21 protein-coding genes are annotated in these 22,915 nt (G+C 74.3%); 8 read left to right on the plus strand and 13 right to left on the minus strand.

The window, feature by feature from the left end:
• Positions 1–18: 18 nt before the first annotated feature.
• Together allB and ACYVGT_RS10030 are read right to left on the minus strand one after the other, a co-directional pair.
• Entirely contained in the window at positions 19–1,446 is a 1,428-nt protein-coding gene (allB, locus tag ACYVGT_RS10025; protein ID WP_460856321.1) for an allantoinase AllB, read from the minus strand.
• A 142-nt stretch (positions 1,447–1,588) separates the two neighbouring features.
• Positions 1,589–2,851, minus strand: coding sequence for a DUF6986 family protein (locus ACYVGT_RS10030; RefSeq protein WP_460856517.1), 1,263 nt, complete (start codon positions 2,849–2,851; stop codon positions 1,589–1,591).
• A gap of 440 nt (positions 2,852–3,291) precedes the next feature.
• Here ACYVGT_RS10030 and ACYVGT_RS10035 point away from each other — a divergent pair, with 440 nt between their 5' ends.
• The gene (locus ACYVGT_RS10035; protein WP_460856519.1) at positions 3,292–4,026 is read left to right on the plus strand and encodes an IclR family transcriptional regulator; all 735 of its coding nucleotides are present in this window, start codon (positions 3,292–3,294) and stop codon (positions 4,024–4,026) included.
• A 73-nt stretch (positions 4,027–4,099) separates the two neighbouring features.
• Here the strand turns inward: ACYVGT_RS10035 and era are convergent, their stop codons facing one another.
• The 6 genes from era to ACYVGT_RS10065 all read right to left on the minus strand — a co-directional run bounded on the left by era (position 4,100) and on the right by ACYVGT_RS10065 (position 9,318).
• Positions 4,100–5,068: a GTPase Era gene (era, locus tag ACYVGT_RS10040; protein ID WP_460856323.1), complete on the minus strand. Its 969-nt coding sequence runs from the start codon at positions 5,066–5,068 to the stop codon at positions 4,100–4,102.
• A gap of 194 nt (positions 5,069–5,262) precedes the next feature.
• Positions 5,263–5,607: a cytidine deaminase gene (locus ACYVGT_RS10045; RefSeq protein WP_460856325.1), complete on the minus strand. Its 345-nt coding sequence runs from the start codon at positions 5,605–5,607 to the stop codon at positions 5,263–5,265.
• Positions 5,604–7,013: a hemolysin family protein gene (locus ACYVGT_RS10050; RefSeq protein WP_460856327.1), complete on the minus strand. Its 1,410-nt coding sequence runs from the start codon at positions 7,011–7,013 to the stop codon at positions 5,604–5,606. The genes ACYVGT_RS10045 and ACYVGT_RS10050 overlap by 4 nt, the downstream gene beginning before the upstream one ends.
• A gap of 5 nt (positions 7,014–7,018) precedes the next feature.
• Positions 7,019–7,510: an rRNA maturation RNase YbeY gene (gene ybeY, locus ACYVGT_RS10055; RefSeq protein ID WP_460856329.1), complete on the minus strand. Its 492-nt coding sequence runs from the start codon at positions 7,508–7,510 to the stop codon at positions 7,019–7,021.
• A gap of 130 nt (positions 7,511–7,640) precedes the next feature.
• On the minus strand, positions 7,641–8,690 hold the full coding sequence (locus ACYVGT_RS10060; RefSeq protein WP_460856331.1) for a PhoH family protein: 1,050 nt from the start codon (positions 8,688–8,690) through the stop codon (positions 7,641–7,643).
• 274 nt (positions 8,691–8,964) lie between these two features.
• On the minus strand, positions 8,965–9,318 hold the full coding sequence (locus ACYVGT_RS10065; RefSeq protein ID WP_460856333.1) for an HIT domain-containing protein: 354 nt from the start codon (positions 9,316–9,318) through the stop codon (positions 8,965–8,967).
• A 293-nt stretch (positions 9,319–9,611) separates the two neighbouring features.
• Here ACYVGT_RS10065 and ACYVGT_RS10070 point away from each other — a divergent pair, with 293 nt between their 5' ends.
• Together ACYVGT_RS10070 and ACYVGT_RS10075 are read left to right on the plus strand one after the other, a co-directional pair.
• Complete coding sequence (locus ACYVGT_RS10070) at positions 9,612–10,139, plus strand: SigE family RNA polymerase sigma factor (RefSeq protein WP_460856521.1); 528 nt, start codon at positions 9,612–9,614, stop codon at positions 10,137–10,139.
• Positions 10,136–10,840, plus strand: coding sequence for a hypothetical protein (locus ACYVGT_RS10075; protein WP_460856335.1), 705 nt, complete (start codon positions 10,136–10,138; stop codon positions 10,838–10,840). Before ACYVGT_RS10070 ends, ACYVGT_RS10075 begins: the two co-directional genes overlap by 4 nt.
• 669 nt (positions 10,841–11,509) lie before the next feature.
• Here the strand turns inward: ACYVGT_RS10075 and ACYVGT_RS10080 are convergent.
• From ACYVGT_RS10080 to hrcA, 3 genes are all read right to left on the minus strand, one after another.
• The gene (locus tag ACYVGT_RS10080) at positions 11,510–12,304 is read right to left on the minus strand and encodes a 16S rRNA (uracil(1498)-N(3))-methyltransferase (RefSeq protein WP_460856338.1); all 795 of its coding nucleotides are present in this window, start codon (positions 12,302–12,304) and stop codon (positions 11,510–11,512) included.
• Between the two features lie 135 nt (positions 12,305–12,439).
• Positions 12,440–13,588, minus strand: a complete 1,149-nt coding sequence (dnaJ, locus tag ACYVGT_RS10085; RefSeq protein ID WP_460856340.1) for a molecular chaperone DnaJ — start codon at positions 13,586–13,588, stop codon at positions 12,440–12,442.
• Positions 13,589–14,602 (minus strand): heat-inducible transcriptional repressor HrcA, encoded by a 1,014-nt coding sequence (hrcA, locus tag ACYVGT_RS10090; protein WP_460856342.1) that lies wholly within the window; start codon positions 14,600–14,602, stop codon positions 13,589–13,591.
• A 172-nt stretch (positions 14,603–14,774) separates the two neighbouring features.
• Here hrcA and ACYVGT_RS10095 point away from each other — a divergent pair, with 172 nt between their 5' ends.
• The 4 genes from ACYVGT_RS10095 (at position 14,775) to ACYVGT_RS10110 (ending at position 18,246) form a co-directional block, all read left to right on the plus strand.
• Complete coding sequence (locus tag ACYVGT_RS10095; protein ID WP_460856344.1) at positions 14,775–15,485, plus strand: hypothetical protein; 711 nt, start codon at positions 14,775–14,777, stop codon at positions 15,483–15,485.
• Positions 15,486–15,599: 114 nt separating this feature from the next.
• Positions 15,600–16,448: a DUF3097 domain-containing protein gene (locus tag ACYVGT_RS10100; protein WP_460856346.1), complete on the plus strand. Its 849-nt coding sequence runs from the start codon at positions 15,600–15,602 to the stop codon at positions 16,446–16,448.
• Positions 16,449–17,145: 697 nt separating this feature from the next.
• Positions 17,146–17,475 (plus strand): DUF4870 domain-containing protein, encoded by a 330-nt coding sequence (locus tag ACYVGT_RS10105; RefSeq protein ID WP_460856349.1) that lies wholly within the window; start codon positions 17,146–17,148, stop codon positions 17,473–17,475.
• Positions 17,476–17,544: 69 nt separating this feature from the next.
• Entirely contained in the window at positions 17,545–18,246 is a 702-nt protein-coding gene (locus ACYVGT_RS10110) for a DUF4870 domain-containing protein (protein ID WP_460856351.1), read from the plus strand.
• Positions 18,247–18,361: 115 nt separating this feature from the next.
• On the opposite strand, the gene hemW is transcribed toward ACYVGT_RS10110, so the two are convergent.
• Both hemW and ACYVGT_RS10120 read right to left on the minus strand, forming a co-directional pair.
• Positions 18,362–19,603 carry a radical SAM family heme chaperone HemW gene (gene hemW, locus ACYVGT_RS10115; RefSeq protein ID WP_460856354.1) on the minus strand — a complete coding sequence of 414 codons (1,242 nt, stop codon included), beginning with the start codon at positions 19,601–19,603 and terminating at the stop codon, positions 18,362–18,364.
• Between the two features lie 206 nt (positions 19,604–19,809).
• Positions 19,810–20,910, minus strand: coding sequence for a LacI family DNA-binding transcriptional regulator (locus tag ACYVGT_RS10120; protein WP_460856357.1), 1,101 nt, complete (start codon positions 20,908–20,910; stop codon positions 19,810–19,812).
• 96 nt (positions 20,911–21,006) lie between these two features.
• Between ACYVGT_RS10120 and ACYVGT_RS10125 the strand changes: the two genes are divergently transcribed.
• Positions 21,007–22,641 (plus strand): glycoside hydrolase family 13 protein, encoded by a 1,635-nt coding sequence (locus ACYVGT_RS10125; protein ID WP_460856523.1) that lies wholly within the window; start codon positions 21,007–21,009, stop codon positions 22,639–22,641.
• Positions 22,642–22,915 lie beyond the last annotated feature (274 nt).

Below are 22,915 nucleotides of genomic sequence, written 5' to 3' on the forward strand. Positions count from 1 at the left end.
ACCGGCGGCCCGGGCGCCCTAGGGCGTGCCGCGGCCCGGCGCCTGCCGGGTGAGCAGCCGCCCGTGCGGTGCGGCCGGGTCGACCGGGGTGCCGCGCAGGTAGACCGCGCGGACCTCGCCGGCCAGGGTCCGGCCGTCGTAGGCGCTGACCGGGTTGCGGTGGGCCAGCTGTGCTGCGTCCACGCGGGACCGCCCGGCGGGGTCCACGACCGCGAAGTCGGCGTCGTGCCCCTCCGCCAGCGCGCCCTTTCCGGTCAGCCCGGCCACGCGCACCGGCCCCGCCGCCATCCAGCGCACCACGTCGGCGATGCCGTAGCCCCGCTCCAGCGCTTCGGTGAGCATGGCGCGGAACCCCACCTGCAGGCCGGAGACGCCGCCCCAGGCGGTGCCGAAGTCACCGGTGTCGAGGTGCTTGAGGTCAGCGGTGCTCGGCGAGTGGTCGCTGACCACCGCGTCGATCACCCCGGAGCCGAGCGCCTCCCACAGCGCATCGCGGTTGGCGGTGCCGCGGATCGGCGGGCAGCACTTGAACTGGGTGGCGCCCTCCGGCACCTCCTCGGCCGCGATGGTGAGGTAGTGCGGGCAGGACTCCACGGTGACCGGCACTCCCTCGGCCTTCGCTTCGGCCAGCAGCGGCAGTGCCGCGGCGGAGGACAGGTGCAGGATGTGCGAGCGGGTGCCGGTCTCCCGTGCGGTGTCCACGACCAGCCGGATCGCGGCGAGCTCGGCCTCGTCGGGGCGGGAGGCGAGGAAGGAGCCGTAGCCGCGGCCGGCCGCCGGCGGCGCCGCGGCCAGCAGGCCGGGGTCTTCGGCGTGCACGATCAGGGTGCCGCCGAGCGCGCCGATGGCCGCGGCCGCCGACCGGTAGAGCTCCGGGGAGAGGTGGCCGAACTCCGCCACGCCGGAGGGCGACAGGAACGCCTTGAACCCGAAAACCCCGCCGGCGTGCAGCGCGTCCAGCTCGCCGGTGGCGCCCGGCGCGCTGTTCTCCGGAACGGCGCCGCCCCAGAACCCGACGTCCACGGCCACGCTGTGCTCGGCGGCGGCGCGCTTGGCCGCCAGGCCGGCGGCGGTCGTGGTCGGCGGGATGCTGTTCAGCGGCATGTCGACCAGGGTGGTGACGCCGCCGGCCGCCGCGGCGCGGGTGGCGGTGGCGAAGCCCTCCCACTCGGTGCGGCCGGGCTCGTTGATGTGCACGTGGCTGTCGACGAGGCCGGGGATGAGCACGTCGCCGCCGCTGACGGTGAGTTCGCGCTCCGCATCCAGCGGCGCGTCGCGGGCGGCCACCGCGGCGATGCGGCCGTCCCGGATGCCGAGCGCTGCGCTGCCCTCGCCGTCCGGCAGGACGGCGTGTCCGGCCCGCACCACGAGATCGAACCGGGCCTCCCCCGGCGCGGCTGCTCCGCCGCTCTGCTGCTGCACGTGCCCCTCCGGTGCGTCCGCCATTGCTCGCGCGCTCTCCCGTCCCTGGTCCGTCACTGCTTCCGTGCCCTCTGCCCGGGTGCGCGGCCCGCTGCCCGCACCGCCCCGGCAGGCGGTGTGGGCAGCCCGGCGGCCGGGCTGCCCGCTGCCTGCTTTCCGCTGCTGTTTAGCCGACCCGGCGCTCGGTGAGGGCGCGCAGGTCGGCGATCGGGGCGCCGACGGCCTTCTCGACCTCGTCCTCGGCCAGCGCGCCGCAGTCGGTGCCGCGGATCAGCGCGCCGGCGAGCGCCTGGGCGGTGGCCGGCTCGTCGAGTACGCCGCCGCCCTGCGCCGAAAGGTAGTCCCGGAGCCGCTTGGCGGCCGGCGGGAACGCCTCTCGGAAGAAGTGGAACGTCGCCAGGTAGCGGGTGGGGAGCTGGTGCGGGTGCAGGTCCCAGCCCTGGTAGAAGGCGCGCTCCAGGGAGCGCCGGACCAGTCCGGCGTGCAGCTTCCAGGCGGCGTGCACGTCGCCGCGGCTGCCGACCGGAAGGACGTTGGTGGAGCCGTCGGACAGCCACACGCCGGTGCCGGCGGCGGCGAGCTGCATCACGGCCTTGGCATGGTCGGCGGCCGGGTGGGCCATGCTCTGGAACGCGGCGGTGACGCCGAGGGAGGCGCTGTAGTCGTAGGTGCCGTAGTGCAGCGCGGTGACGCGCCCGGCACCGGCCTGGATCATCTGCGACACGGCTCCGGCGCCGTCTGCGGTGACCAGTGACTGCGCCGTCTCGACCTGCAGCTCGAAGCGGAGCCGCCCCTCGGGCAGGCCGAGCCGGCGCTCCAGTTCCGCCGCGGCCCACGCGGTGGCCGCGACCTGGTCGACCGAGGTGATCTTGGGCAGCGTGAACACGAAGTTCTCCGGGAGCGCACCGGCGGCCTCCAGGAGCCCGTCGATGAAGAGCGCGAGCGTGCGCAGCCCGCGGCGGCGTCCGGCGGCCTCCATGCCCTTGGCGCGCAGGCCGACGGTCGGCGGCGCGGTGCCGGCCTTGAGGTCGGCGGCGAGCGCGGCGACCGCGCCGGCGACGTGGCCGTCCTCCTCGGCGTCGCTGCGCGCGCCGTAGCCGTCTTCGAAGTCGATGCGGAGGTCCTCGACCGGCTCTGCGGCGAGCTTGGCGCGCACCCGGGGCAGGGCCTCGGCGACCGCGGCCTCCTCAGCGCCGACGGCGGCGGCGAGGGCGGCGGCATCCGGGGCGTGCTCGTCGAGGGCGGCCAGGGCGCGGCGGCCCCAGTCGGCGGCGAGGCCGGGGGAAATCTGGTCGGCGGGCACGTAGACGGTGTGGACGGGCTGGCGGCCGGGCCGGGCGCCCGGGTAGAGGCGGTCCAGAGCCGCGTCGGCGTCTGCCAGCCGGGCGTCGACCGCCTCGGCGACCTCGGCGAGGCCGATCCCGGCCATTCGCTGCTCGGCGCGGTCCGGGTCCTGCTCTCCCACTGCACACTCCTTCAGTCGTCGGCGTCTCTGCGGTGGCCCTGGGGCAGCGCTCCGGCGGCGCTGCACTGCGCCGGGCCCCGCGGCAGGCTGGGGACCGCGGGGCCCGCCCGGTCCGCCGGTGGCGTTCACCAGATCTGGGCCTTCTATATAGCGGACAATAACTTTTACAATTCGGAAGAACAAGGGGGTACTGGCAACACCAGAGGCCTCCGTTGGCGCAACAGCGCTTCCGTATTGCAGAATCCCTAGCGCAGCAGTGTCATACTGCCGACCCGGACATTCAGACCCGCACGACGCTCCGCATCCGCGGGGCACGGCGATGGGAGCAGGAGACCGTGGCAACCTCACCGACTTCGCTCGAGGGCGCACCCGCGGAGGACGCTCCGCGTGCCCGCTCCGGCGGGGTGCAGTCGCTCGACCGGGCGTTCAACCTGCTCGAGATCATGGCCGAGGCGGGCGGCGAGATCTCGCTGAGCCAGCTGGCCGACTCCTCCGGCCTGCCGCTGCCCACCATCCACCGGATCATCCGGACACTGGTCGGCAACGGCTACGTCCGCCAGCTTCCGTCCCGCCGCTACGCCCTGGGCCCGCGGCTGATCGGGCTCGGCGAGAGCGCCTCCCGCATGCTCGGCACCTGGTCGCGCCCGCACCTGGCGCGCCTGGTGGACGAGCTCGGCGAGACGGCCAACCTCGCCATGCTCGACGGCGACGAGGTGGTCTACGTGGCGCAGGTGCCGTCGCCGCACGCGATGCGGATGTTCACCGAGGTGGGCCGGCGGGTGCTGCCGCACTCGGCGGGCGTGGGCAAGGCGCTGCTGTCCCAGCTGCCCGAGAACGAGGCGCTGGCCACGCTGGCGCGCACCGGCATGCCGGCCGCCACCGACCGGACGCTGCGCACGCCCGAGGCGTTCGCCGAGGAGATGGTGCGCATCCGCGAGCAGGGCTACGCCATCGACGACGGCGAACAGGAGATCGGCGTGCGCTGCCTGGCGGTGCCGGTCGTCGGCGGCCCGGCGATGATGGCGGTCTCGATCTCCGGGCCGGAGGCGCGGGTGGGCTGGGACTTCGTCGACCGCGCGGCACCGATCGTGCGCGCCGCGGCCGATTCGCTCGCCGGCGACCTGAACAACCAGTCCTGACCCGCCGCGCCCGGGCGGCAGTGCCGGGCCGCGGATCCGGCCGGGGCGCTCCGCCGCGGACACCGGGGCGCGGTCAGGTCTGCTGGTCGAAGCCGAGGCGGCGGAGCTGCTTGGGGTCGCGCTGCCAGTCCTTGGCGACGCGGACCCGCAGGTCGAGGAAGACGCGGGTGCCCAGCAGGCCTTCGATCTGCTTGCGGGCGGCGGTGCCGACGCGGCGCAGCCGCTCGCCCTTGCCGCCGATCACGATCGCCTTCTGGCTGGGCCGCTCGACATAGAGCGACGCGTAGATGTCGGTGAGCGGCCGGTCCGGGTCGCTGCCCTCGCGGACACCCATCTCGTCGACCACCACCGCGATCGAGTGCGGCAGTTCGTCGCGCACGCCTTCCAGGGCGGCCTCGCGCACCAGCTCGGCGACGAGCATCTCCTCGGGCTCGTCGGTGAGGTCGCCGTCCGGATAGAGCGGCGGGCCCGGCGGCAGGTGGCTGCAGAGCACGTCGAGCGCCTGGTCGAGGTTCTCCCCGCCGTTCGCCGACACCGGAACGATGTCGGCCCACTCGCCGAGCTCCTGCACCGCCAGCAGCTGGCGGGCCACCTGCTCGCGGGTGGCCTTGTCGGTCTTGGTGACCAGCGCCACGACCGGGGTGTTGCGCTGCGCGGCCAGCTCGCGGGCGATGTAGGTGTCGCCGCGGCCGATCGGCTCGTCCGCAGGGACGCAGAAGGCGATCACGTCGACCTCCACCAGCGTCGAGCGGACCAGGCTGTCCAGCCGCTCGCCGAGCAGCGTGCGCGGCTTGTGCAGGCCGGGCGTGTCGACGATGATCAGCTGCGCGTCGGGCCGGTGCACGATGCCGCGCACGGTGCGCCGCGTGGTCTGCGGACGGTTGCTCGTGATGGCGACCTTCTGCCCCACCAGCGCGTTCATCAGGGTCGACTTGCCCACGTTGGGCCGGCCGACGAAGCAGGCGAAGCCGCTGCGGAAGCCGTCGGGAAAGTTCAGCGGCGGCAGCGGCGTGCGCAGCTTCTCAAGGTCGAGCTCGTCCATGGGGTCTCACGTTCGTGCGGCGCGGCGGGCGCGGAGCGGTCGGTGCCGGGCAGCGGCAGGTGCAGGCGGTGCAGTGCGGCCGAGCGGTACGGCGCGCGGCGGTGGTCAGCGGTACTGGCGGCCGGCGGCCCGGCGCAGCGTCCGCCCGGGGCGGCCCCCGCCGGAGCCGCGGTGCGCCCCGCGCCCGGCCGCGGTCAGCGGCGGCTGACCGCGACGGGCTTGCCGTCGGGGCCGGCGAGCACCACCAGCGGAGCGGACAGGTCGGCTGCCGCGGCGAGGTCCTCCTCGCGCAGCGCACCGCTCTCCCCGACGACCGCGGCGCCCTCCAGCGCGGCGGCCTCGCTGGAGACCGCTGCGGCCACGGCGGCCTGCAGCGCGGTCAGGCTCAAGTGCGGCAGGGCGACGGTGGCGGCCGTGTAGGTGCGGCCGGTCTCGTCGCGCACGGCCGCACCTTCGGCGGCGCCGGTGCGGGCGCGCGAGGCGCGCGCGAGGGTCACCAGCTTCTGGTCCTCGGCACCGAGGTCGTGGCTGTCGGTCACTGCTCTCCCTGTCCTTGGCCCGGAGCGTCCGCCGGACCGGCGCCCTCGGCCCGGTCCGCGGCGGTGCCTCCGCTGCCGGCTCCGCTGCTGTCAGTGCTGTGCGCGCCGCCGGGGTCGCTGTCCTGGGCCACCCGCTCCACCAGCACGGTGGCGGTGCGGTTGCGGCGGCCGGACGGGTTCTCCGCGACGAGCCGCAGCCCAGCGTAGTCGGCCGTGGACCCCGCGATCGGCACCCGGCCCAGCGCGTAGGCCAGCAGTCCGCCCACGGTGTCCACGTCCGGCGCATCGATCTCGGTGCCGAACAGCTCGGCCAGCTCGCCCAGCGGCAGCCGGGCGGTCACCCGGGCGCGGCCGTCGCCGAGCTCCTGGACCGGCGGCACCTCGTCGTCGTACTCGTCGGTGATCTCGCCGACGATCTCCTCGACGATGTCCTCGATGGTGACCAGGCCCGCAGTGCCGCCGTACTCGTCGATGACGACGCCCACGTGGATCCGCCGGCGCTGCATCTCGCGGAGCAGCTCGTCGATGGGCTTGGAATCGGGTACGTAGGGCGCCGGCCGCATGATGTCGCGCACCGGCGGCACCGGGCCGCCGGCACCGTGCGCCCAGTGGTCGCGCATGTGCGCAGCCATGTCCTTCAGGTAGACGATGCCGACGACGTCGTCCTCGTCGGCGCCGGTCACCGGAATGCGGGAGAACCCGCTGCGCAGCGCCAGCGACAGGCAGTCGTCGACCGGGGTGTCGGCGGAGGTGAACACGATGTCGGTGCGCGGCACCATCACCTCGCGCACCATCGTGTCGTCGAGCTTGAAGACCGAGTGGATCATCTGCCGCTCGTCGGCGTCGATGACCTGGCCGCGCTCGGCGAGGTCGACCAGGCGGCGCAGCTCCTCCTCGGAGCTGAACGGACCGCTGCGCTCTCCCTTGCCGCGCGGCGTCAGGCCGCGGCCCAGCCGGACGAGCAGGTGCACGGCGGGCCCGAGCACCGCGGCGGCCGGCGCGAGCAGCGCGGCCGCGGTACGGGCCACCGGAAGCGCGAACTGGCGGCCGAGGATGCGCGGCGTCACGCCCATCAGCACGTAGTCGACGGCGATCATCGCCGCGGCGGCCGCGGCCCAGGCCGCCCAGGTGGGGCCGAGCAGCGCGGCCGCGCCGGCGGCAGCGGCCACCACGGCCACCACTTCGAACGCCACCCGCAGGAAGAGCACCAGGTTGAGGAAGGGGCCGGGCTGCTCGGCGACGGCACGCAAGCGCTCGCCGCTGCGGCCGCCGCCCTCCGGCGCGGCACCGGCGCCGCCGCCCGCCACCCGGGTCACCGCGATCTCAGCGGCGACGAGGAAGGCGGCGAGGGCGCCGGCGGCAACGGCGGTGCCGAACGGCACGGCCCAGGAAGCGGGGTCGTTCATCGCGGTCAGGCGTCTTCTCGTGTCTCGGCGGTGCGGGAGGCCGCTGCGGCGCTGGGTCGCCAGCCCATCAGCAGCTCGGTCTGCAGCCCGAACATCTCGGCCCGCTCGTCGTCGGCCGCGTGGTCGTAGCCGAGCAGGTGCAGGATGCCGTGCGTGCACAGCAGGTCGACTTCGTCGGCGAAGGAGTGCCCGCCCTGCTCGGCCTGGCGCGCCGCGACCTGCGGGCAGATGATGACGTCGCCGAGGGTGCCGGGCGGCGAGGGCCGGTCGGCGCCGCCGGGGCGCAGCTCGTCCATCGGGAACGACATCACGTCGGTGGGGCCGGCCAGGTCCATCCAGCGGACGTGCAGCTCTGCCATCGGCTCCTCGGCCACCAGGACGACGGACAGCTCGGCCATCGGGTGCACCCGCAGCGCGTCCAGGACGTAGCGCGCCAGTTCCGCGAGCGCGGTCTCATCGACCGGCACCCCCGACTCGTTGGCGACGTCGATGCTCATCGCGCCATCACTTCCGCATGCCCCCGTATCCCTGGGTTCCCCTGTGCTGTCGGCCGTGCACCGCCTGCCGGGCACGGCCCTGCCGCCGCTGCCGGGGCCGCGCACGGCTGCGCGGCCCCGGTACGGGCGTCTACCGCTTCGGCCGGCGGCCGGCGCCGTTCCGCTCCGGCGCACCGCTCTCCCCCGGCCCGGCGCCGCCGCTGCTCTTGGCGGCGTCGTAGCGGCCGTAGGCGTCAACGATCTGGCCCACCAGTTTGTGCCGCACGACGTCCTCGCTCGTGAGCCGGAAGAACCCGATGTCGTCGATGCCGCCGAGGATCCGCTCGATCGTCCGCAGCCCGCTGGAGGTCCCCGACGGCAGGTCGACCTGCGTGACGTCGCCGGTCACCACCACCTTCGACCCGAACCCGAGCCGGGTCAGGAACATCTTCATCTGCTCCGGCGAGGTGTTCTGCGCCTCGTCCAGGATGATGAAGGAGTCGTTCAGGGTCCTACCCCGCATATACGCCAGGGGGGCGACCTCGATGGTGCCGGCGGACATGAGCTTGGGGATGGTCTCCGGGTCGATCATGTCGTGCAGGGCGTCGTAGAGCGGCCGCAGGTAGGGGTCGATCTTCTCGTAGAGCGAGCCGGGGAGGAAGCCCAGGCGCTCGCCGGCCTCAACCGCCGGGCGAGTCAGGATGATGCGGTTGACCTGCTTGTTCTGCAGGGCCTTGACCGCCTTGGCCATCGCCAGGTACGTCTTGCCGGTGCCGGCCGGGCCGATGCCGAACACGATGGTGTTGCGGTCGATGGCGTCGACGTAGTGCTTCTGGTTGAGCGTCTTGGGCCGGATGGTGCGCCCGCGCGCCGAAAGGATGTCCAGCGTGAGGACGTCGGCGGGGCGCTCGCCCACCGACGGCGAGCGCAGCATGGCGAAGGTGCGGTCGATGGCGTCCGGCGTGATGTGGGTGCCGTTCTTGACCAGCTCCAGCAGCTCTTCGATGAGCCGGACGGCGAGCGCCGTCTCCTCGGGGCCGCCGCTCACGGTGATCTCGTTGCCCCGGACGTGGACGTCGGCCTCGACGGACCGCTCGATGGTGCGGAGGAGGACGTCGGAGGAGCCGAGCAGGCTGACCATCATGTGCTCTTCGGGCACGGTGATCTTGACCTGGTTGGGGTTCTGTGTTGGTTCGACCATGGGTTGGGCCTCGCGGCCGTCTCGCCCCTGTCTTCTCGCGTCCATGGGGGTTCGCCCGAAGCGGCCCCCTCACTCTATCTCAGCGCCGCCGCCGGCACCGCTGGCCGCCTGCGGCTCCGCCGCCGCGGGATACCCCGGTGCGGCCCGCGGCATGCGCACCCGGTCCCCGGCGGCAGGATCCCCCGGGCGCCGCGGAGAACCGTAGCGGGGCGCACCGCAGGGCCACACGCCCTTTTCGCGCGCGTCGGCATTTCCGCCGCGCCCGGCCCGCCGGCTATCCCGGGGGCCACTCGAGGCCGCGCCCGCCCAGCAGGTGGGCGTGCACGTGGAACACGGTCTGGCCGGCGCCCGACCCGGTGTTGAAGACGAGCCGGTAGGCGTCGCCGATGCCCTCGGCGCCGGCGACCTCGGCGGCGGCCGCCGCGAGCGCGTCCACCAGGCCGGCGCCGGCCCGGGCGGCGGCTCCGACGTCGGGCACATGCTCTCTCGGCACGACCAGCACGTGGGTCGGCGCCTGCGGATTGATGTCGCGGAAGGCGACGGTGCGGCCGTCCTCGCGGACGACGTCGGCGGGCACCTCGCCCGCCACGATCTTGCAGAACAGGCAATCCGGGTCTCGCTGCGCCACCTGCGCCCCCACTCTCCCTTGCGGCTGGGCTCTGACCCGCCCCATCATGCCGCAGCGGGGGCTGCGGCGGGGGCACGGAGGAGGCGGCCGCGATGGGCGAACCTCCGCGCCCGCGCCATGGGGAGGGCTATGGTGGTGGGTCCGTGCCCGTCCGTTCCACCCCGGTCGGCCCCTCCCGGCTGCGGACGTCGGCGCGGATGTGCCGGAACCACACGTCGACGAGAAGAACAGGTATGCCCTTTCGTAAACCTGGCGACAAGGGCGCGCGTCAAACGGACGTGACGACGGAAACGATGGTCGCGGGCAGGACCGCGGCGACAGCGATCGAGTGGAATGCCGACCAGGCGGTGACGCAGCTCTACAGCGAGCACTACCGGCCCCTGGTCCGGCTGGCCGCACTCCTGGTGCGCGACCACGCGACCGCGGAGGAAGTCGTCCAGGATGCGTTCGTGGCGATGCACGGCGCCTGGCGGCGGCTGCGCGACCCCAACAAGGCGCTGTCCTATCTGCGCCAGTCCGTGGTCAACCGCGCCCGCTCGGTCCTGCGCCACCGGGCGGTGGTGGAGAAGCATGTCCCCAAGGCCCTGCCGGACGCGCCCAGCGCCGAGCACGGAGCGATCGGCGCGCTCGAGCGCGACGCAGTGATCGCCGCCCTGCGCAAGCTGCCCACCCGGCAGCGTGAAGCTATTGTGCTCCGCTACTACGGTGATCTTTCCGAAGCGCAGATCGCCGGCGCGATGGGCATCAGCAAGGGCGCGGTCAAGAGCCACACGGCCCGTGGCATCGCGGCGCTGCGCACGGTTCTGGAGCAGACCACATGACCGAACCCTTCAACGACGAGACCGAGGAGCGGCTGCGCGCGATCCTGCGCGCAGAGGCCGACGCGGTCGATCCGTCACCGGAAGCACTGACCCGCATCCGCGAGCGCGCCGAGGGGCGCTCGGCGGCGGGCTGGTTCGCGGTGCCGTGGCTCCGCCCGGCACTGGCGGTGGGCGCCGCGGCGGCGATCGCCGGCACCGTGCTGCTGGGCACGCCGCAATTCCGCGACCAGGTCTTCCCGACCGCGAACGAGTCCGCGGCGGGGGGCGGCCAGCAGGACTACGCGGCCCCGGAGCAGTCCCGCGACCCCGCGGACGGGGACACCTCCGGCAGCGGCGGCAGCGGCGGGACCGACCCCGGCGGGCAGCCGACGGGCGGCACCGGAACCGAAGGCGGCGAGGGCGGCGGCGAGGCCACCGCGATGGACTGCGCCCCGCCCGGCGATGAGCCCGGCACCGATCCGGACGCCCCCACGCCGATGGCCACCGGCGGTCCGGAGCGCAGCGCCAGCGCCGACCCGGAGCCCTGCCCCACGGACGGCCCCGGCACCGGCTCGACGTCGGAGCCCGGCGGCGAACCGGGCGAGCCGCTCCCCGGCACCGAGGAGCCCGCACCGGGCGACGGCGACGGCGAGGCCCCCTCCCCCGACCCGGGCGGCGGCGACGGCTCGTCGCCCGAGCCGATCGAACCCCCGGTCGAGTAGTCCGCCACGGCCGCCCCGGCGGCGCACGGCCTCCGGGGCGGCCGTGCGCCGCCGGCGCACGCACAGCACCTTCCGGCTAGGACCGGCATCCCGGCTCCGGCCCTGTACCGCCTCAGCCGCCGCGCCGCGGCACCGTCCGGCTCAGCGCCGCCGGTGCCATCGCGCGTGGTGGCACCGGTCACCGCTCCGGCCGTTCGATCGGGTCGGCCGGCTGATTGCGGGAACAGGCAGCGCTCCCTGGTGGCCGTGCACAGCCGCGGCTTCATTCGGGCGGCGCTTCGTACGGGCGACACAGCGGGCCGCTCCGGAAGACCTCCGCCGCGTGCGTGCGGCGGTCGCGGGGGCCGCGGGGGCCGCGGCCGGAACCGCGCGCGTTCTCCAGCGGTTCCTTCTTCTCCGGCTTCATCGGCGGCTCCGCACTCCAGCTCTTCGCCGGGTGCCGACGGGCGCCGACCCGGGCCGAGTCCGCCTCGCCTGCTGGGCTCGCCAACGCCCTGCAGAGAGCCTGCAGAGAGAGCGGCGGCAGGCCGGGCCCCGCCGGCCGGCGGCTCCGCGGAGTGGCGGACCGGCCCTCGGACCCGGCGCACCGTCCGGATCTCCGTCTCGGCGCCGATCGCTGCGCCGCGCGGCGGCCCCTCGACCGCAGGACAGCGGTGGGGTGCCGCCGGTCTACCAGCGGCCGAGCCGGGCCTGCAGGACGGAAAGCGCTGCGACACCCGCGGTCGAGGTCCGCAGGACAGTCGGTCCGAGCAGGGCCGGGATGGCGCCGGCGGCGGTGAAGGCGTCGAGTTCGGCGTCAGACACGCCGCCTTCGGGGCCGACGATCAGCACGATCCCCGCTACTGCGGGATCACCGTCCTCGGCTGCCGAGCGGCCGCCCGCCCTCGCGGGCGTCTGCTCGCGCGGTACCGGAAGGGGCAGGGCAGCCAGGCGCTCCTCGGCGCTCTCGTGCAGGACGGCGGCGAGCGCGGCGCCGCGCACCAGTTCGGCCGCCTCGGCGGTGGAGGCCAGGCCGGCCACGTCCGGCAGGCGGCTGCGGCGGGACTGCTTGGCGGCCTCGCGCGCGGCGGACCGCCATTTGGCCAGGGACTTTGCCGCGCGTTCGCCCTTCCACCGGGTGATGCACCGCTCGGCGGCCCACGGCACGATGCGGTCTGCGCCGGCCTCGGTCATCACCTCGACGGCGAGTTCGCCGCGCTCCCCCTTCGGCAGCGCCTGCACGACGGTGAGCGGCGGCTGCGGCGGCGGGTCGGTGCGGCGCTGCTGGACCGTGCAGCGCACGGTGTCCTTGGCGACCTCGGCCACGGTGCAGCGGGCGCGGGTGCCCGCCCCGTCGACGAGGTCGACCGCCTCGCCCACCGCGATGCGGCGGACCGTTGCGGCGTGCCGGCCCTCCGGGCCGGTCAGGAGGGCGGTCGCACCGTCCAGTGCGCCCGGCTCGGCGAGAAACACCGGAACCGTCATGGCGGCCCGTCCCTTCACAGTGCGGTGGTGCGGTGGTGCGGTGGCCGCGGTGCGTCAGAGGGCGCACAGCCGTCCGCCCGCTCCGCACGGGATCCGTGCGGAGCGGGCGGACGTGCTGCTGCTGCCCGTACTGCTTCAGCGGGCGCCGAAGGCGCCGCGGAGGCGGGAGAAGAGGCCGCCGTGGCCGGGGCTGAACTTGCCCGGGGGCTTGTCCTCGCCGCGCAGTTCGGCGAGCTTGCGCAGCAGCGCCTCCTGCTCCTCGTCGAGTTTGCCCGGCGTCTCCACCTCGAACTTGATCATCAGGTCGCCGCGGCCGCCCCCGTCGAGGTGCCGCACGCCCTTGCTGCCGAGGGTGATCACGTGGCCGGAGTCGGTGCCCGGCCGCAGGTCGATCTCCTCTTCGCCGTCGAGGGTCTCTATGGCGAACGAAGCCCCGAGCGCGGCGGCCGTCATCGGCACGGTGACGGTGCAGTGCAGGTCGTCGCCGCGGCGCTCGAAGAGCGGGTGCGCGCGCTCGACGATCTCCAGGAAGATGTCGCCGCGCGGGCCGCCGTTCGGCCCGACCTCGCCCTCGCCGGCCAGCTGGATCTGGGTGCCGTCCTCGACGCCCGCCGGGATCTGCACGGTGCGGGTGACCCGCTCGCGCACCCGGCCCTCGCCGGAGCAGTCGGCGCACGGGTCGGAGATGACCGTGCCCTGGCCGCTGCACTGGGGGCAGGGGCGGGACGTCATCACGCGGCCCATGAAGGACTGCTGCATCTGGGTCACCTCGCCGCTGCCCTGGCACATGCCGCAGGTGTGCCGCGACGTGCCGGCCGCGGTGCCCTCGCCCTGGCAGGTGGAGCACAGCACGGCGGTGGGGAAGGTGACCTCCTTGGTCACCCCGAACGCGGTCTCGGCGAGGTCCAGCTCGACCCGGACCTTGATGCTGCGGCCGCGCCGCGCCCGCTCCCGCGCGCCGGGCCGGGGGCCGGCCTGGCCGCCGAAGAAGGCGTTCAGGATGTCGTCGAAGGGGAACCCGGCCGCGCCGCCGAACCCGCCGGCGCCGCCGGCGCCGCCCATGCCCGAAGCGAACGGATCGGCGCCCCGGTCGAACATGGCCCGCTTCTGCTCGTCGGACAGGACCTCATACGCCTGGGTCACCTCCTTGAACCGCTCCTGGGTGGCGGGGTCGGGGTTGACGTCAGGGTGGAGTTCCCGAGCGAGTCGCCGGTACGCCTTCTTGATCTCGTCCTTGGACGCGTTCCGGCGCACACCGAGGATCTCGTAATAGTCTCTGGCCACTTACTGCCCCGCCAATATCGAACCTACGTATCGGGCCACGGCGCGAACCGCTCCCATCGTTCCCGGATAGTCCATGCGCGTCGGTCCCACCACTCCGAGTTTGGCCAGGGACTGGTCGCCGACGCCGTAGCCGGCGGACACGATGGAGGTACCCCTGAGCCCTTCGTGGGAGTTCTCCGCACCGATGCGCACTGTCAGCATGGAAGGGTCTCCCGCCTCACCGAGCAAACGGATGAGGACGACGTTTTCTTCCAGCGCTTCGAGTACGTCCCGCAGGCTAGCGGAGAATCCCATGCCCGCGAGATTGGCCGTCCCAGACAGCACGACCTTCTCCTCGTGCCCCTCGACCAGGCTTTCCAGGAGGACCGAGAGCACGGCTTGGGCGAGTGGCCGGTCCTGCGGGTCCACCTGCTCGGGCAGCTGCGCGGCGATCGAGCGCGCGTCGGAGAGCCAGGTGCCGGCCAGGGAGTGGTTGAACACACGCCGCAGCGCCTCCACCGACTCCTCGGCGATCGTGTCGCGGGAGTCGACCACGCGCTGCTCGACCCGGCCCGTGTTGGTGATGAGGACCATCATCAGCCGCTGCGGGCCGATCGGCACCAGCTCGACGTGCTGGACCGCGGAGCGGGTCAGCGACGGGTACTGGACGATGGCCACCTGCCGGGTGAGCTGCGCGAGCAGCCGCACCGTGCGAGCGACGATCTCGTCGAGGTCGACGGCGCCGCCGAGGAAGGTCTCGATCGCCCGGCGCTCGGCCGGCGACAGCGGCTTCACCGTGGACAGCCGGTCGACGAACAGCCGGTAGCCCTTGTCGGTGGGGATGCGCCCGGCGCTGGTGTGCGGCTGGGCGATGTAGCCCTCGTCCTCGAGCGCCACCATGTCGTTGCGGATCGTTGCGGGCGACACCCCGAGCGTGTGCCGCTCCGACAGCGCCCTCGACCCGACCGGCTCCTCTGTGGAGACGAAGTCTTCGACGATGGCGCGTAGCACCGCGAGCTTCCGATCGTTCAGCACGCACTCACCTCCTGGCACTCCGCAGTCTCAAGTGCTAATTCTATGCCTCCCGGCCAAGTCCGGCTTGCGGCGGCCGCACCGGACCGCGCGGCCGGTGCCGCGAAAGGCGCACTTGCCGGGCGAATCGGCCGAACCGCTTGCACCCCGCGGGCGGGAGAGGGACCATCGCCCGATGGCTCTGCGCACCCACCCCCCGACCCCCGGTACGGACCGCCTGCCGGGCGGCGACGCAGCACAGCAGCCGGCGGACTCCGGCGCCCCGGGCGGCCCCGGCCGTACCGGCGGCCCGACCAGCCCCAGAGGCGCAGGCGGCCCGGGAAGCCCGCTGAAGAGGCCGGGCCGCGCCCGCTACCTCCTGGGCGCCGCAGCCCTCGTGCTCGGCCTCGCCGGTGCGGGCGCCGGCCTGGTCTGGTCGATCGACCGGGGAGAGCAGGTTCCCGCCTTTGCCGCTGAAACCGAGGGCGACCCCGCTGCCTTCACCGTCTCCGGCGGGCAGGCCGGGCAGGAGTGGACGCTGCTCTCCGACAGCCCGGGGGCGGACGGCAGCGCCGACTGCGCGGTGGCCGGCCCGGGCGGCCAGGACCTCGCCGTCGCTCCGCCGGCGGAGGAGGCCGTCATCGACTACGGCGGCGATACGGAGTGGTTCACGATCGGCGCCGTCACTCCGGAGGACGCGGGCGAGTACACGCTGGACTGCAGCAGGGGCGCGGCCGCCGGCGCAGAGGCACCGCCCGCTTTCACGGTGACCGCAGACAGCATCCCCAGTGGGGCGAGCGGCCTGCCGCTCTCCTTCGCCGCGATCGCCCTCCCGCCGCTGGTCGGCGGCGCGCTCGGCGGCGGCATCATCGCCGCGTGCTTCACCGCGCGGCGCCGCGCGGCATAGCGGGTCGCCGCCGCTCCGGACGACCGGCGGCGCAGGGCAGCAGGGGGCGCGGCCGCCGCGCCGCGCCCGCCGCTGCCCTGCCGCTCGCGCACCGCGCCCGCTACACTCCCGCCCGTGCCGAGACGAAGCGACAGAACCGACAGGTACGGCGGCGACGTCCTCGCCGGGGACTGGCGCCGGCCGAAGAAGGGCGCGGTGGAGCGGGTCGAGCTGGAGCCGGGCCTGGTGCTCGAATCCGCCGACGAGGGCTTCTGCGGCGCCGTCACCACGTGGGACAAGTCCACCGTGACCCTGGAGGACCGGGGCGGCGCGACGCGGGTGTTCGACCTCGCGCCGGCCGCGTTCCTGCTCGACGGCCGCGCGGTGACCGCGGTGCGCCCGGCGCGCGCGGCGCCGTCCGGCCCGGTGCGCAGCGCCTCGGGGTCGATCGCGGTGCGCAACGCGCCGGCCCGCGTCGCCCGGGAGAGCCGCATCTACGTGGAAGGCGCCCACGACGCCGAACTGGTGGAGCGCATCTGGGGCCACGACCTCCGGGTGGAGGGGGTCGCGGTGGAATTCCTGGAGGGGGTGGACCACCTCCCCGAGGTCGTGGCCGAATTCGGCCCCGGCCCGGGGCGGCGCCTCGGCGTGCTCGTCGACCACCTCGTTCCGGGGTCCAAGGAGAGCCGGATCGCCGAGCAGGTCTCCTCCCCGCACGTGCTGGTGACCGGGCACCCCTTCATCGACGTGTGGCAGGCGGTGAAGCCGTCGGCGCTGGGTATCGCGGCGTGGCCGGAGGTCCCGCGCGGCACGGACTGGAAGACGGGCGTGCTGCAGGCGCTGGGCAGCCGCGAAGAGCCGGGCGAGGCGTGGCAGCGCATCCTGGGCTCCGTGCGCAGCTACGCCGACCTGGAACCGGAGCTGCTCGGAAGGGTCGAGGAGCTCATCGATTTCGTCACCGACCCGACGTTGATGGAAGACTAGGGCGTGCTCGGTGGATGGCGTCCGTCGCGAGCGGACAGTTATCCACTGAGTATGCCCTGGGGCGTGCTCGGTGGATGGCGTCCGCAGCGGACGGTGCCCTGGTGCCGGAGCATAGGGAGTCGGGGCCGGGCCCGCCGCACCGCTCTCCTATCGGATCGGGACGCCGCGACGGGCGTGCCGACCGCCGCGCACCAGGACACTGGTCCACCGAGCATGCCTCCGGGCGAACAGGGGCGGCCGGCGGGGACGCCGGACCGCCGGCGCGGGCCGAGGCCCGCACCGGCGGGTGCGCCGCCGCCGTGCGACAGCCCTCCGCAGACCAAGGGACGAGATGAGCGAGACCCCGCCGAACCGACCACACCCCTCCGACCCCGCGCAGTACCCCGTCGCGGGGGCGCCCGCGGGCGGACCGGGAGGGCATGCCGGGTCGCCGCAGCAGCCCGTCCCGCCGGGCGGCCCGATGCCGCCGCCGGCACCGCAGGGCCCGCCGCCGGCACCGCAGGGCCCGCCTCCGGGGCCGCAGTTGCGCCCGCCGTCCGGTCCGCAGCCGGCGCCGGGCGCTCCGATGCCCGGCGGCCAGGCCCCCTACGGCCCGCCGCCCGGCCACGGGGCGCCGGGGACGGCTCCGGGCGCACCCGGGTATGCACCGGCCGGGCCGGCTGCGCCGCCGCCCAGCGCGGAGGACCCCACGTGGGCGATGGTGGCCCACCTGTCCGGCCTGATCATGGCGTGCCTGGGGTGGCTGCCGGCGCTGCTGGTGCACGCGGTGCAGAAGCACCGCTCGGCGTTCACCCGCGCGCACACCAGCGAAGCGGTCAACTTCCAGATCACCCTGCTGATCCCGTACGCCGTGGCATGGATCGCCTACATCGCCATCGGTATCTGGGCCCCGCAGCTGTCCCTTGTGGGCTCCCTGCTCATCGCCGCGGTGTGGGCGGTGTCCATCCTGTTCGGAGTCCTTGCGGCGATGCGGGCCAACAAGGGGGGCTGGTACCGGTACCCGCTCACCCTGCGCCTCGTGAAGTAGTCCCGAAGCAGCCCCCCGCATCCCCCGCTCCCCCGGACCGAAACGTCGATTTCTCAGGAGCTCCAAGCCATGGCGTACCCTCCCCAGCCCGATCCCTACGGCCAGTACCCGAGCGGCGCACAGCAGGGCTACGGCGCCCAGCAGCCCGGTAACCAGCCGGCCCCCTACGGCCAGCAGGGCCAGCAGGGCTATGGCCAGCAGCCCGGCCAGCCCGCGCAGTACGGGCAGCAGTACGGCCAGCAGCAGCCCGCCCAGCCGGGCCACCCCGGCTACGGCCAGCAGCCCCAGGGCTACCCCGGCTACGGCCAGCCGTCGGGCGCCCAGCAGGGGTACGGCCCGCCCCCCGGCGGGCAGCCGGGCTACGGCCAGCAGGGCTATGCCCAGCAGCAGGGCGGCTACCAGTACGGCGGCCAGCAGCCCTACGCCCAGGGCGGCTACGGGCAGGACACGCAGCTGCGCCCGGATGAGCCGGGGCTGATCGCGCTGAGCCACATCGGCGGCGCCTTCATCCCGCTGATCCCGATCATCATGTACTTCGCCAAGGGCGACGCCTCGCCTTTCGCGCGCCACCACATCGGCCAGGCGGCCAACTTCCACCTGCTGATGGGCATCATCCAGATCATCAACAGCCTGCTGATGGTGATCCTGATCGGGCTGCTGACCTACGTCGTCACTCTGGTGATCGCCATCATCCTCGGGGTGAAGGCCAACACCGCCGCCAAGCAGGGCGAGTGGTACAAGTACCCGATGGGCATCCCGATCGCGAAGTAGCAGCAGCACGGAAGCGTGCGGCGCCGAGGCACGCACCGGTGCACCAGGGGCGGTGTCGGCCAGGGTCCCCGGCCGGCACCGCCCCTCACTGCGTTCGCGGGCGCGCCGGCGGCGCTCAGGTCAGGTCGCGCACCACTGCGTCGGCCAGCAGGCGGCCGCGGCGGGTGAGGACGGCGCGGCCCGCGGCGTGCGCGCCCGGTTCCAGCAGGCCGTCGGCGACGGCGCGCTCCGCCGCCGCGCGGCCGCCGGAGTCCAGGAGGCTGAGCGGGCAGCCTTCAGCGATGCGCAGCTCCAGCAGGATGCGCTCGAAGCGGCGGTCCTCGGCCGACAGCACCTCGCGGGCGTGGCCGGGCGAGGTGTCCGCGGCGATCCGCGCGGCGTAGGCGCCGGGGTGCTTGACGTTCCACCAGCGGGTGCCGCCGACGTGGCTGTGCGCGCCGGGGCCGACGCCCCACCAGTCGCCGCCGGTCCAGTAGAGCCGGTTGTGCGCGCTGCGGGCGGCGGTGCCGCGGGACCAGTTCGAGACCTCGTAGGCAGTGAGCCCGGCCCCGGTGAGCAGGTCGTCGGCGATGACGTAGCGGTCGGCGAGCGCGTCGTCCTCGGCGGGAACGACCTCGCCGCGGCGCACCCGAGCGGCGAGCCGGGTGCCCTCCTCCACGATCAGCGAGTACGCCGAGACGTGGTCGGGACCGGCTTCGAGGGCCGCGTCCAGCGACGCGCGCCAGTCGTCGTCGGTCTCGCCCGGTGCGCCGTAGATCAGGTCGAGATTGACGTGCTCGAAGCCGGCCTCGCGGGCCCACTGCGCGCACTGCTGCGGCCTCCCCGGGGTGTGGGTGCGCTCCAGGACCTCCAGCACGTGCGGGCGGACGCTCTGCATCCCGAAGGAGATGCGGGTGAAGCCGGCTTCGCGCAGGCGGGCCAGCTCTCCGGGCCCGACGGTCTCCGGGTTGGCCTCGGTGGTGACCTCGGCGTCCGGGGCGAGGCCGAACTCGGCGCGGACCGCGGCGAGGATGCGGCCGAGGTCCTCGGGCGGCAGCAGGGTCGGCGTGCCGCCGCCCACGAAGACCGTGGCGGCCGGCGCCGGCGTACCGCCGGAGGACTCCACCGCGCGGCGGGCGAACCGCACTTCGCGCACCGCCTGGTCGGCGTAGGTCTCGCGGCTCGCGGTGGCCGTGCCGTCCCGGGAGACGAGCTCGGCGGCGGTATAGGTGTTGAAGTCGCAGTAGCCGCACCGGGTGGCGCAGAACGGGACGTGGACGTAGAAGCCGAACGGGCGGGTCCCGAACCCGGCCGCGGACTCCGCCGGGAGCCGGCCGTCCGCGGGCACGGGCTCCCCGTCGAGCACGACAGAAGGCATACCCCCAGTCTCGGCGATCACGGCGAGTGCCCGGACCGGCCGCGGACCCGCAGCGAAGCAGCACCGCACCGCGGGGGAGATCCGCCGCACAGTGCCGCTCCGGAGGCCGGTGCGGCGCCTTCCCGCCACCGGCGGAGCCGGCCGGCTAGGGCGTGTGCGGTGGGTGGCGTCCGTCGCGAGCAGGGCAGGTGTCCACCACACACGCCCTAGCCCTGCGGCGCGCCCTCGCGGCCGCGGGACAGCGGTGCGCCGGGGGCCTGCGCAGCGGCGGAGGCGGCGCCGCCCGCTCCGGAGCGGGCGGGCCCGGAGGGTGCGACTGCGGTGGAGCTGCGCACGACCAGCTCCGGGTCGAAGACGTACTCGGCGTGCGAGACGGGGTAGCCGGCGATCTCGTCGCACAGGGCCCGCACGGCCGCCATGGCCATGGCGGTGACCGGCTGGCGGACGGTGGTGAGCGGCGGGTCGGTGAAGGCGATGAGCTGGGAATCGTCATAGCCGACCACGGAGAAGTCCGCCGGCACGCGCAGTCCGTACTGGCGGGCCGCGCGGATGGCGCCGAGCGCCATCATGTCCGAGCCGCAGACCATGGCGGTGACCCCGCGCTCGATCAGGCGGCCGGCCGCGGCGCTGCCGCCTTCGACCCCGAACAGGGAGAGCTCGACCAGGCCCTCGCTGTCCATCCCGTGCTCGGCCATCGCCGCGTGGAAGCCGGCCAGCTTGCGGCGGACCGGCACGTAGCGCTCGGGGCCACTGGTGAAGCCGATGCGGGTGTGGCCCAGGGCCGCCAGGTGGTTGACGGCCAGGCGGCCGGCCGCCCGGTCGTCAGCGGAGATGAAGGCGGCGGGGATGGCGTCGGAGTAGCCGTTGACCAGCACGATCGGCAACCCCCGGGAGACCAGGGTGTGGTAGCGCTCGTGCGAGGCGGCGGTGTCGGCGTGCTTTCCGGAGACGAAGAGGATCCCGGAGACGTTGCGCTCCAGGAGCAGGTCGACGTACTCGTCCTCGGTGATCCCGCCGGGTGTCTGGGTGCACAGCACCGGCGTGAAGCCGCGCTGGGCGAGGATCCCCTCCGCCGCCTGGGCGAACATCGGGAATACCGGGTTGTCGAGTTCGGGGGTGACCATCCCGACCAGCCCGGCGGAGCGCTGCCGCAGGCGCGCCGGGCGCTCATAGCCGAGCACGTCGAGGGCGGTGAGCACGGCCTTGCGGGTCTCCTGGCCGACGCCGGGCTTGTCGTTGAGCACCCGCGAAACGGTGGCCTCGCTGACGCCTGCGTGCCGCGCGATGTCGGCAAGTCGTGGACCCATGGCGCTCACCCTAGTCGAGTTTGCCGCCAGCAGATGAAAAGTTGCCGGTAATGTTGCGCAAGAAATTGCAGCCGTCTTCTGGGAAGGGCCCCGATGATGCAGCACACGGCACGCTGGTGGCGCGATGCCGCCATCTACCAGATCTATGTGCGCAGCTTCGCCGACTCCAACGGGGACGGGGAGGGCGACCTGGCCGGGATCCGCGAGCGCCTCCCCCACCTGGCCGAGCTGGGCATCGACGCGATCTGGCTGACCCCCTTCTACGTCTCGCCCCTTGCCGACGGCGGCTACGACGTCGCCGACTACCGCGACGTCGACCCCCGCTTCGGCACCCTCGCCGACTTCGACGGCCTCCTCCAGGCGGCCCACATCCTGGGCATCCGAGTGATCATCGACGTGGTCCCCAACCACTCCTCCTCGGCGCACCGCTGGTTCCGCGCGGCGGTGGCGGCCGAGCCGGGTGCGCCGGAGCGGGCGCGCTACATCTTCCGGGACGGCAAGGGCCCGGACGGCGGGAAGCCGCCGAACAACTGGAAGTCGATCTTCGGCGGTCCGGCCTGGACCCGCCTCAAGCGGCCCGACGGCACCCCCGAGCAGTGGTACCTGCACCTGTTCGACCCCGAGCAGCCCGACTTCGACTGGACCCACCCGGAGGTGCACACCGAGTTCGACGACGTGCTGCGGTTCTGGCTGGACCGAGGCGTGGACGGCTTCCGGATCGATGTGGCGCACGGCATGGTGAAGGACCCGGCCCTGCCCGACATCGACCCCGGCGCAAAGGCCGACCTGCTCGACGGCAGCACCTCGCTGCCCTACTTCGACCAGGACGGCGTGCACGCCATCTACCGGCGCTGGTCGGCCCTTGCCGCCTCCTACCCGGGCGAGCGCGCACTGGTGGCGGAGGCGTGGGTGGAGGACGCCGACCGGGTGGCGCGCTACCTGCGCCCGGACGAACTGCACCAGGCGTTCAACTTCGAGTACCTGACCGCCCCGTGGGACGCGGCGCGGCTGCGCGCGGTGGTCGACGCCTCCCTGGCGGCCAACGGGGCCGTCGGCGCGACCACCACCTGGGTGCTCTCCAACCACGACGTGGTCCGGCACGTGACCCGGTTCGGCGGGGGCCCGCGGGGGCTGCACCGCGCCCGGGCGGCGGCACTGCTCACCCTGGGCCTGCCCGGCTCGGTCTACCTCTACCAGGGCGAGGAACTGGGCCTTCCCGAGGTCACCGACCTTCCCGAGGACACCCTGCAGGACCCGACGTGGAAGCGGTCGGGCCACAGCGACCGCGGCCGCGACGGCTGCCGCGTGCCGCTGCCGTGGGAGGGCACCGCGGAGCCGTACGGGTTCGGCCCCGAGGGCTCCGTGCCGTGGCTGCCCATGCCGGTTTCGTGGGCGGGGCTGTCCCGCGCGGCCCAGCGCGGCACTCCGGGCTCCACCCTGGAGCTGTACACCGGGGCGCTGCGGCTGCGGCGGGAGCTGGACGGCCTCGGCGACGGCGCGCTGCGCTGGCTGGAGGCACCCGAGGGCGTCCTGTACTTCGCACGCGAGGCGGGGGTGCGGGTGGCCGTCAACCTGACCGCCGAGCCGGTGGAGCTGGCCGCATCCGGCGAGGTGCTCCTGGCCAGCGGCCCGGATGCGGAGTGCGCGGACGGCAGGCTGCGCCTGCCGGCCGAGGCCGCGGTCTGGCTGCGTTCGGCGGACGCCGGCGCCGAGGCGGTGCCGCTGCCGTAGCGCTGGCCTGGCCCTTCCCGCCCCGTGCCGGGCGGCCCTGCGGGGCCGCCCGGCACGTGCGCGCGGCGGGCCGCCCGGGCGCACCCGTTCCCGCCTGCGCTTCCGGGCGATCGGCCCGCCTGGCGGGCGAGCACCCCGGCACCCAACCGATTCGGGGTGGTTTCGCCGTCTTCATCCGTGGTTCTTGCAAAGCCTTTCAAAGACTGCAAGCTGTTGCTAACGTCGCATCACTACGCGCGCCGCAGCGGCCGGGTCCTCCGCAGCGCCGCGTGCG

The sequence above is a fragment of the Nocardiopsis coralliicola genome (genome assembly GCF_054779695.1).

What these genes read in the sequence shown, in the direction of transcription:
- allB (WP_460856321.1), bottom strand. Translation starts at nt 1,446, where the DNA reads ATGGCGGACGCACCGGAGGGGCACGTGCAGCAGCAGAGCGGCGGAGCA.
- ACYVGT_RS10030 (WP_460856517.1), bottom strand. Translation starts at nt 2,851, where the DNA reads ATGGCCGGGATCGGCCTCGCCGAGGTCGCCGAGGCGGTCGACGCCCGG.
- era (WP_460856323.1), bottom strand. Translation starts at nt 5,068, where the DNA reads ATGGACGAGCTCGACCTTGAGAAGCTGCGCACGCCGCTGCCGCCGCTG.
- ACYVGT_RS10050 (WP_460856327.1), bottom strand. Translation starts at nt 7,013, where the DNA reads ATGAACGACCCCGCTTCCTGGGCCGTGCCGTTCGGCACCGCCGTTGCC.
- ybeY (WP_460856329.1), bottom strand. Translation starts at nt 7,510, where the DNA reads ATGAGCATCGACGTCGCCAACGAGTCGGGGGTGCCGGTCGATGAGACC.
- ACYVGT_RS10060 (WP_460856331.1), bottom strand. Translation starts at nt 8,690, where the DNA reads ATGGTCGAACCAACACAGAACCCCAACCAGGTCAAGATCACCGTGCCC.
- ACYVGT_RS10070 (WP_460856521.1), top strand. Translation starts at nt 9,612, where the DNA reads ATGGTCGCGGGCAGGACCGCGGCGACAGCGATCGAGTGGAATGCCGAC.
- ACYVGT_RS10075 (WP_460856335.1), top strand. Translation starts at nt 10,136, where the DNA reads ATGACCGAACCCTTCAACGACGAGACCGAGGAGCGGCTGCGCGCGATC.
- ACYVGT_RS10080 (WP_460856338.1), bottom strand. Translation starts at nt 12,304, where the DNA reads ATGACGGTTCCGGTGTTTCTCGCCGAGCCGGGCGCACTGGACGGTGCG.
- ACYVGT_RS10095 (WP_460856344.1), top strand. Translation starts at nt 14,775, where the DNA reads ATGGCTCTGCGCACCCACCCCCCGACCCCCGGTACGGACCGCCTGCCG.
- ACYVGT_RS10105 (WP_460856349.1), top strand. Translation starts at nt 17,146, where the DNA reads ATGGTGGCCCACCTGTCCGGCCTGATCATGGCGTGCCTGGGGTGGCTG.
- ACYVGT_RS10110 (WP_460856351.1), top strand. Translation starts at nt 17,545, where the DNA reads ATGGCGTACCCTCCCCAGCCCGATCCCTACGGCCAGTACCCGAGCGGC.
- hemW (WP_460856354.1), bottom strand. Translation starts at nt 19,603, where the DNA reads ATGCCTTCTGTCGTGCTCGACGGGGAGCCCGTGCCCGCGGACGGCCGG.
- ACYVGT_RS10120 (WP_460856357.1), bottom strand. Translation starts at nt 20,910, where the DNA reads ATGGGTCCACGACTTGCCGACATCGCGCGGCACGCAGGCGTCAGCGAG.
- ACYVGT_RS10125 (WP_460856523.1), top strand. Translation starts at nt 21,007, where the DNA reads ATGCAGCACACGGCACGCTGGTGGCGCGATGCCGCCATCTACCAGATC.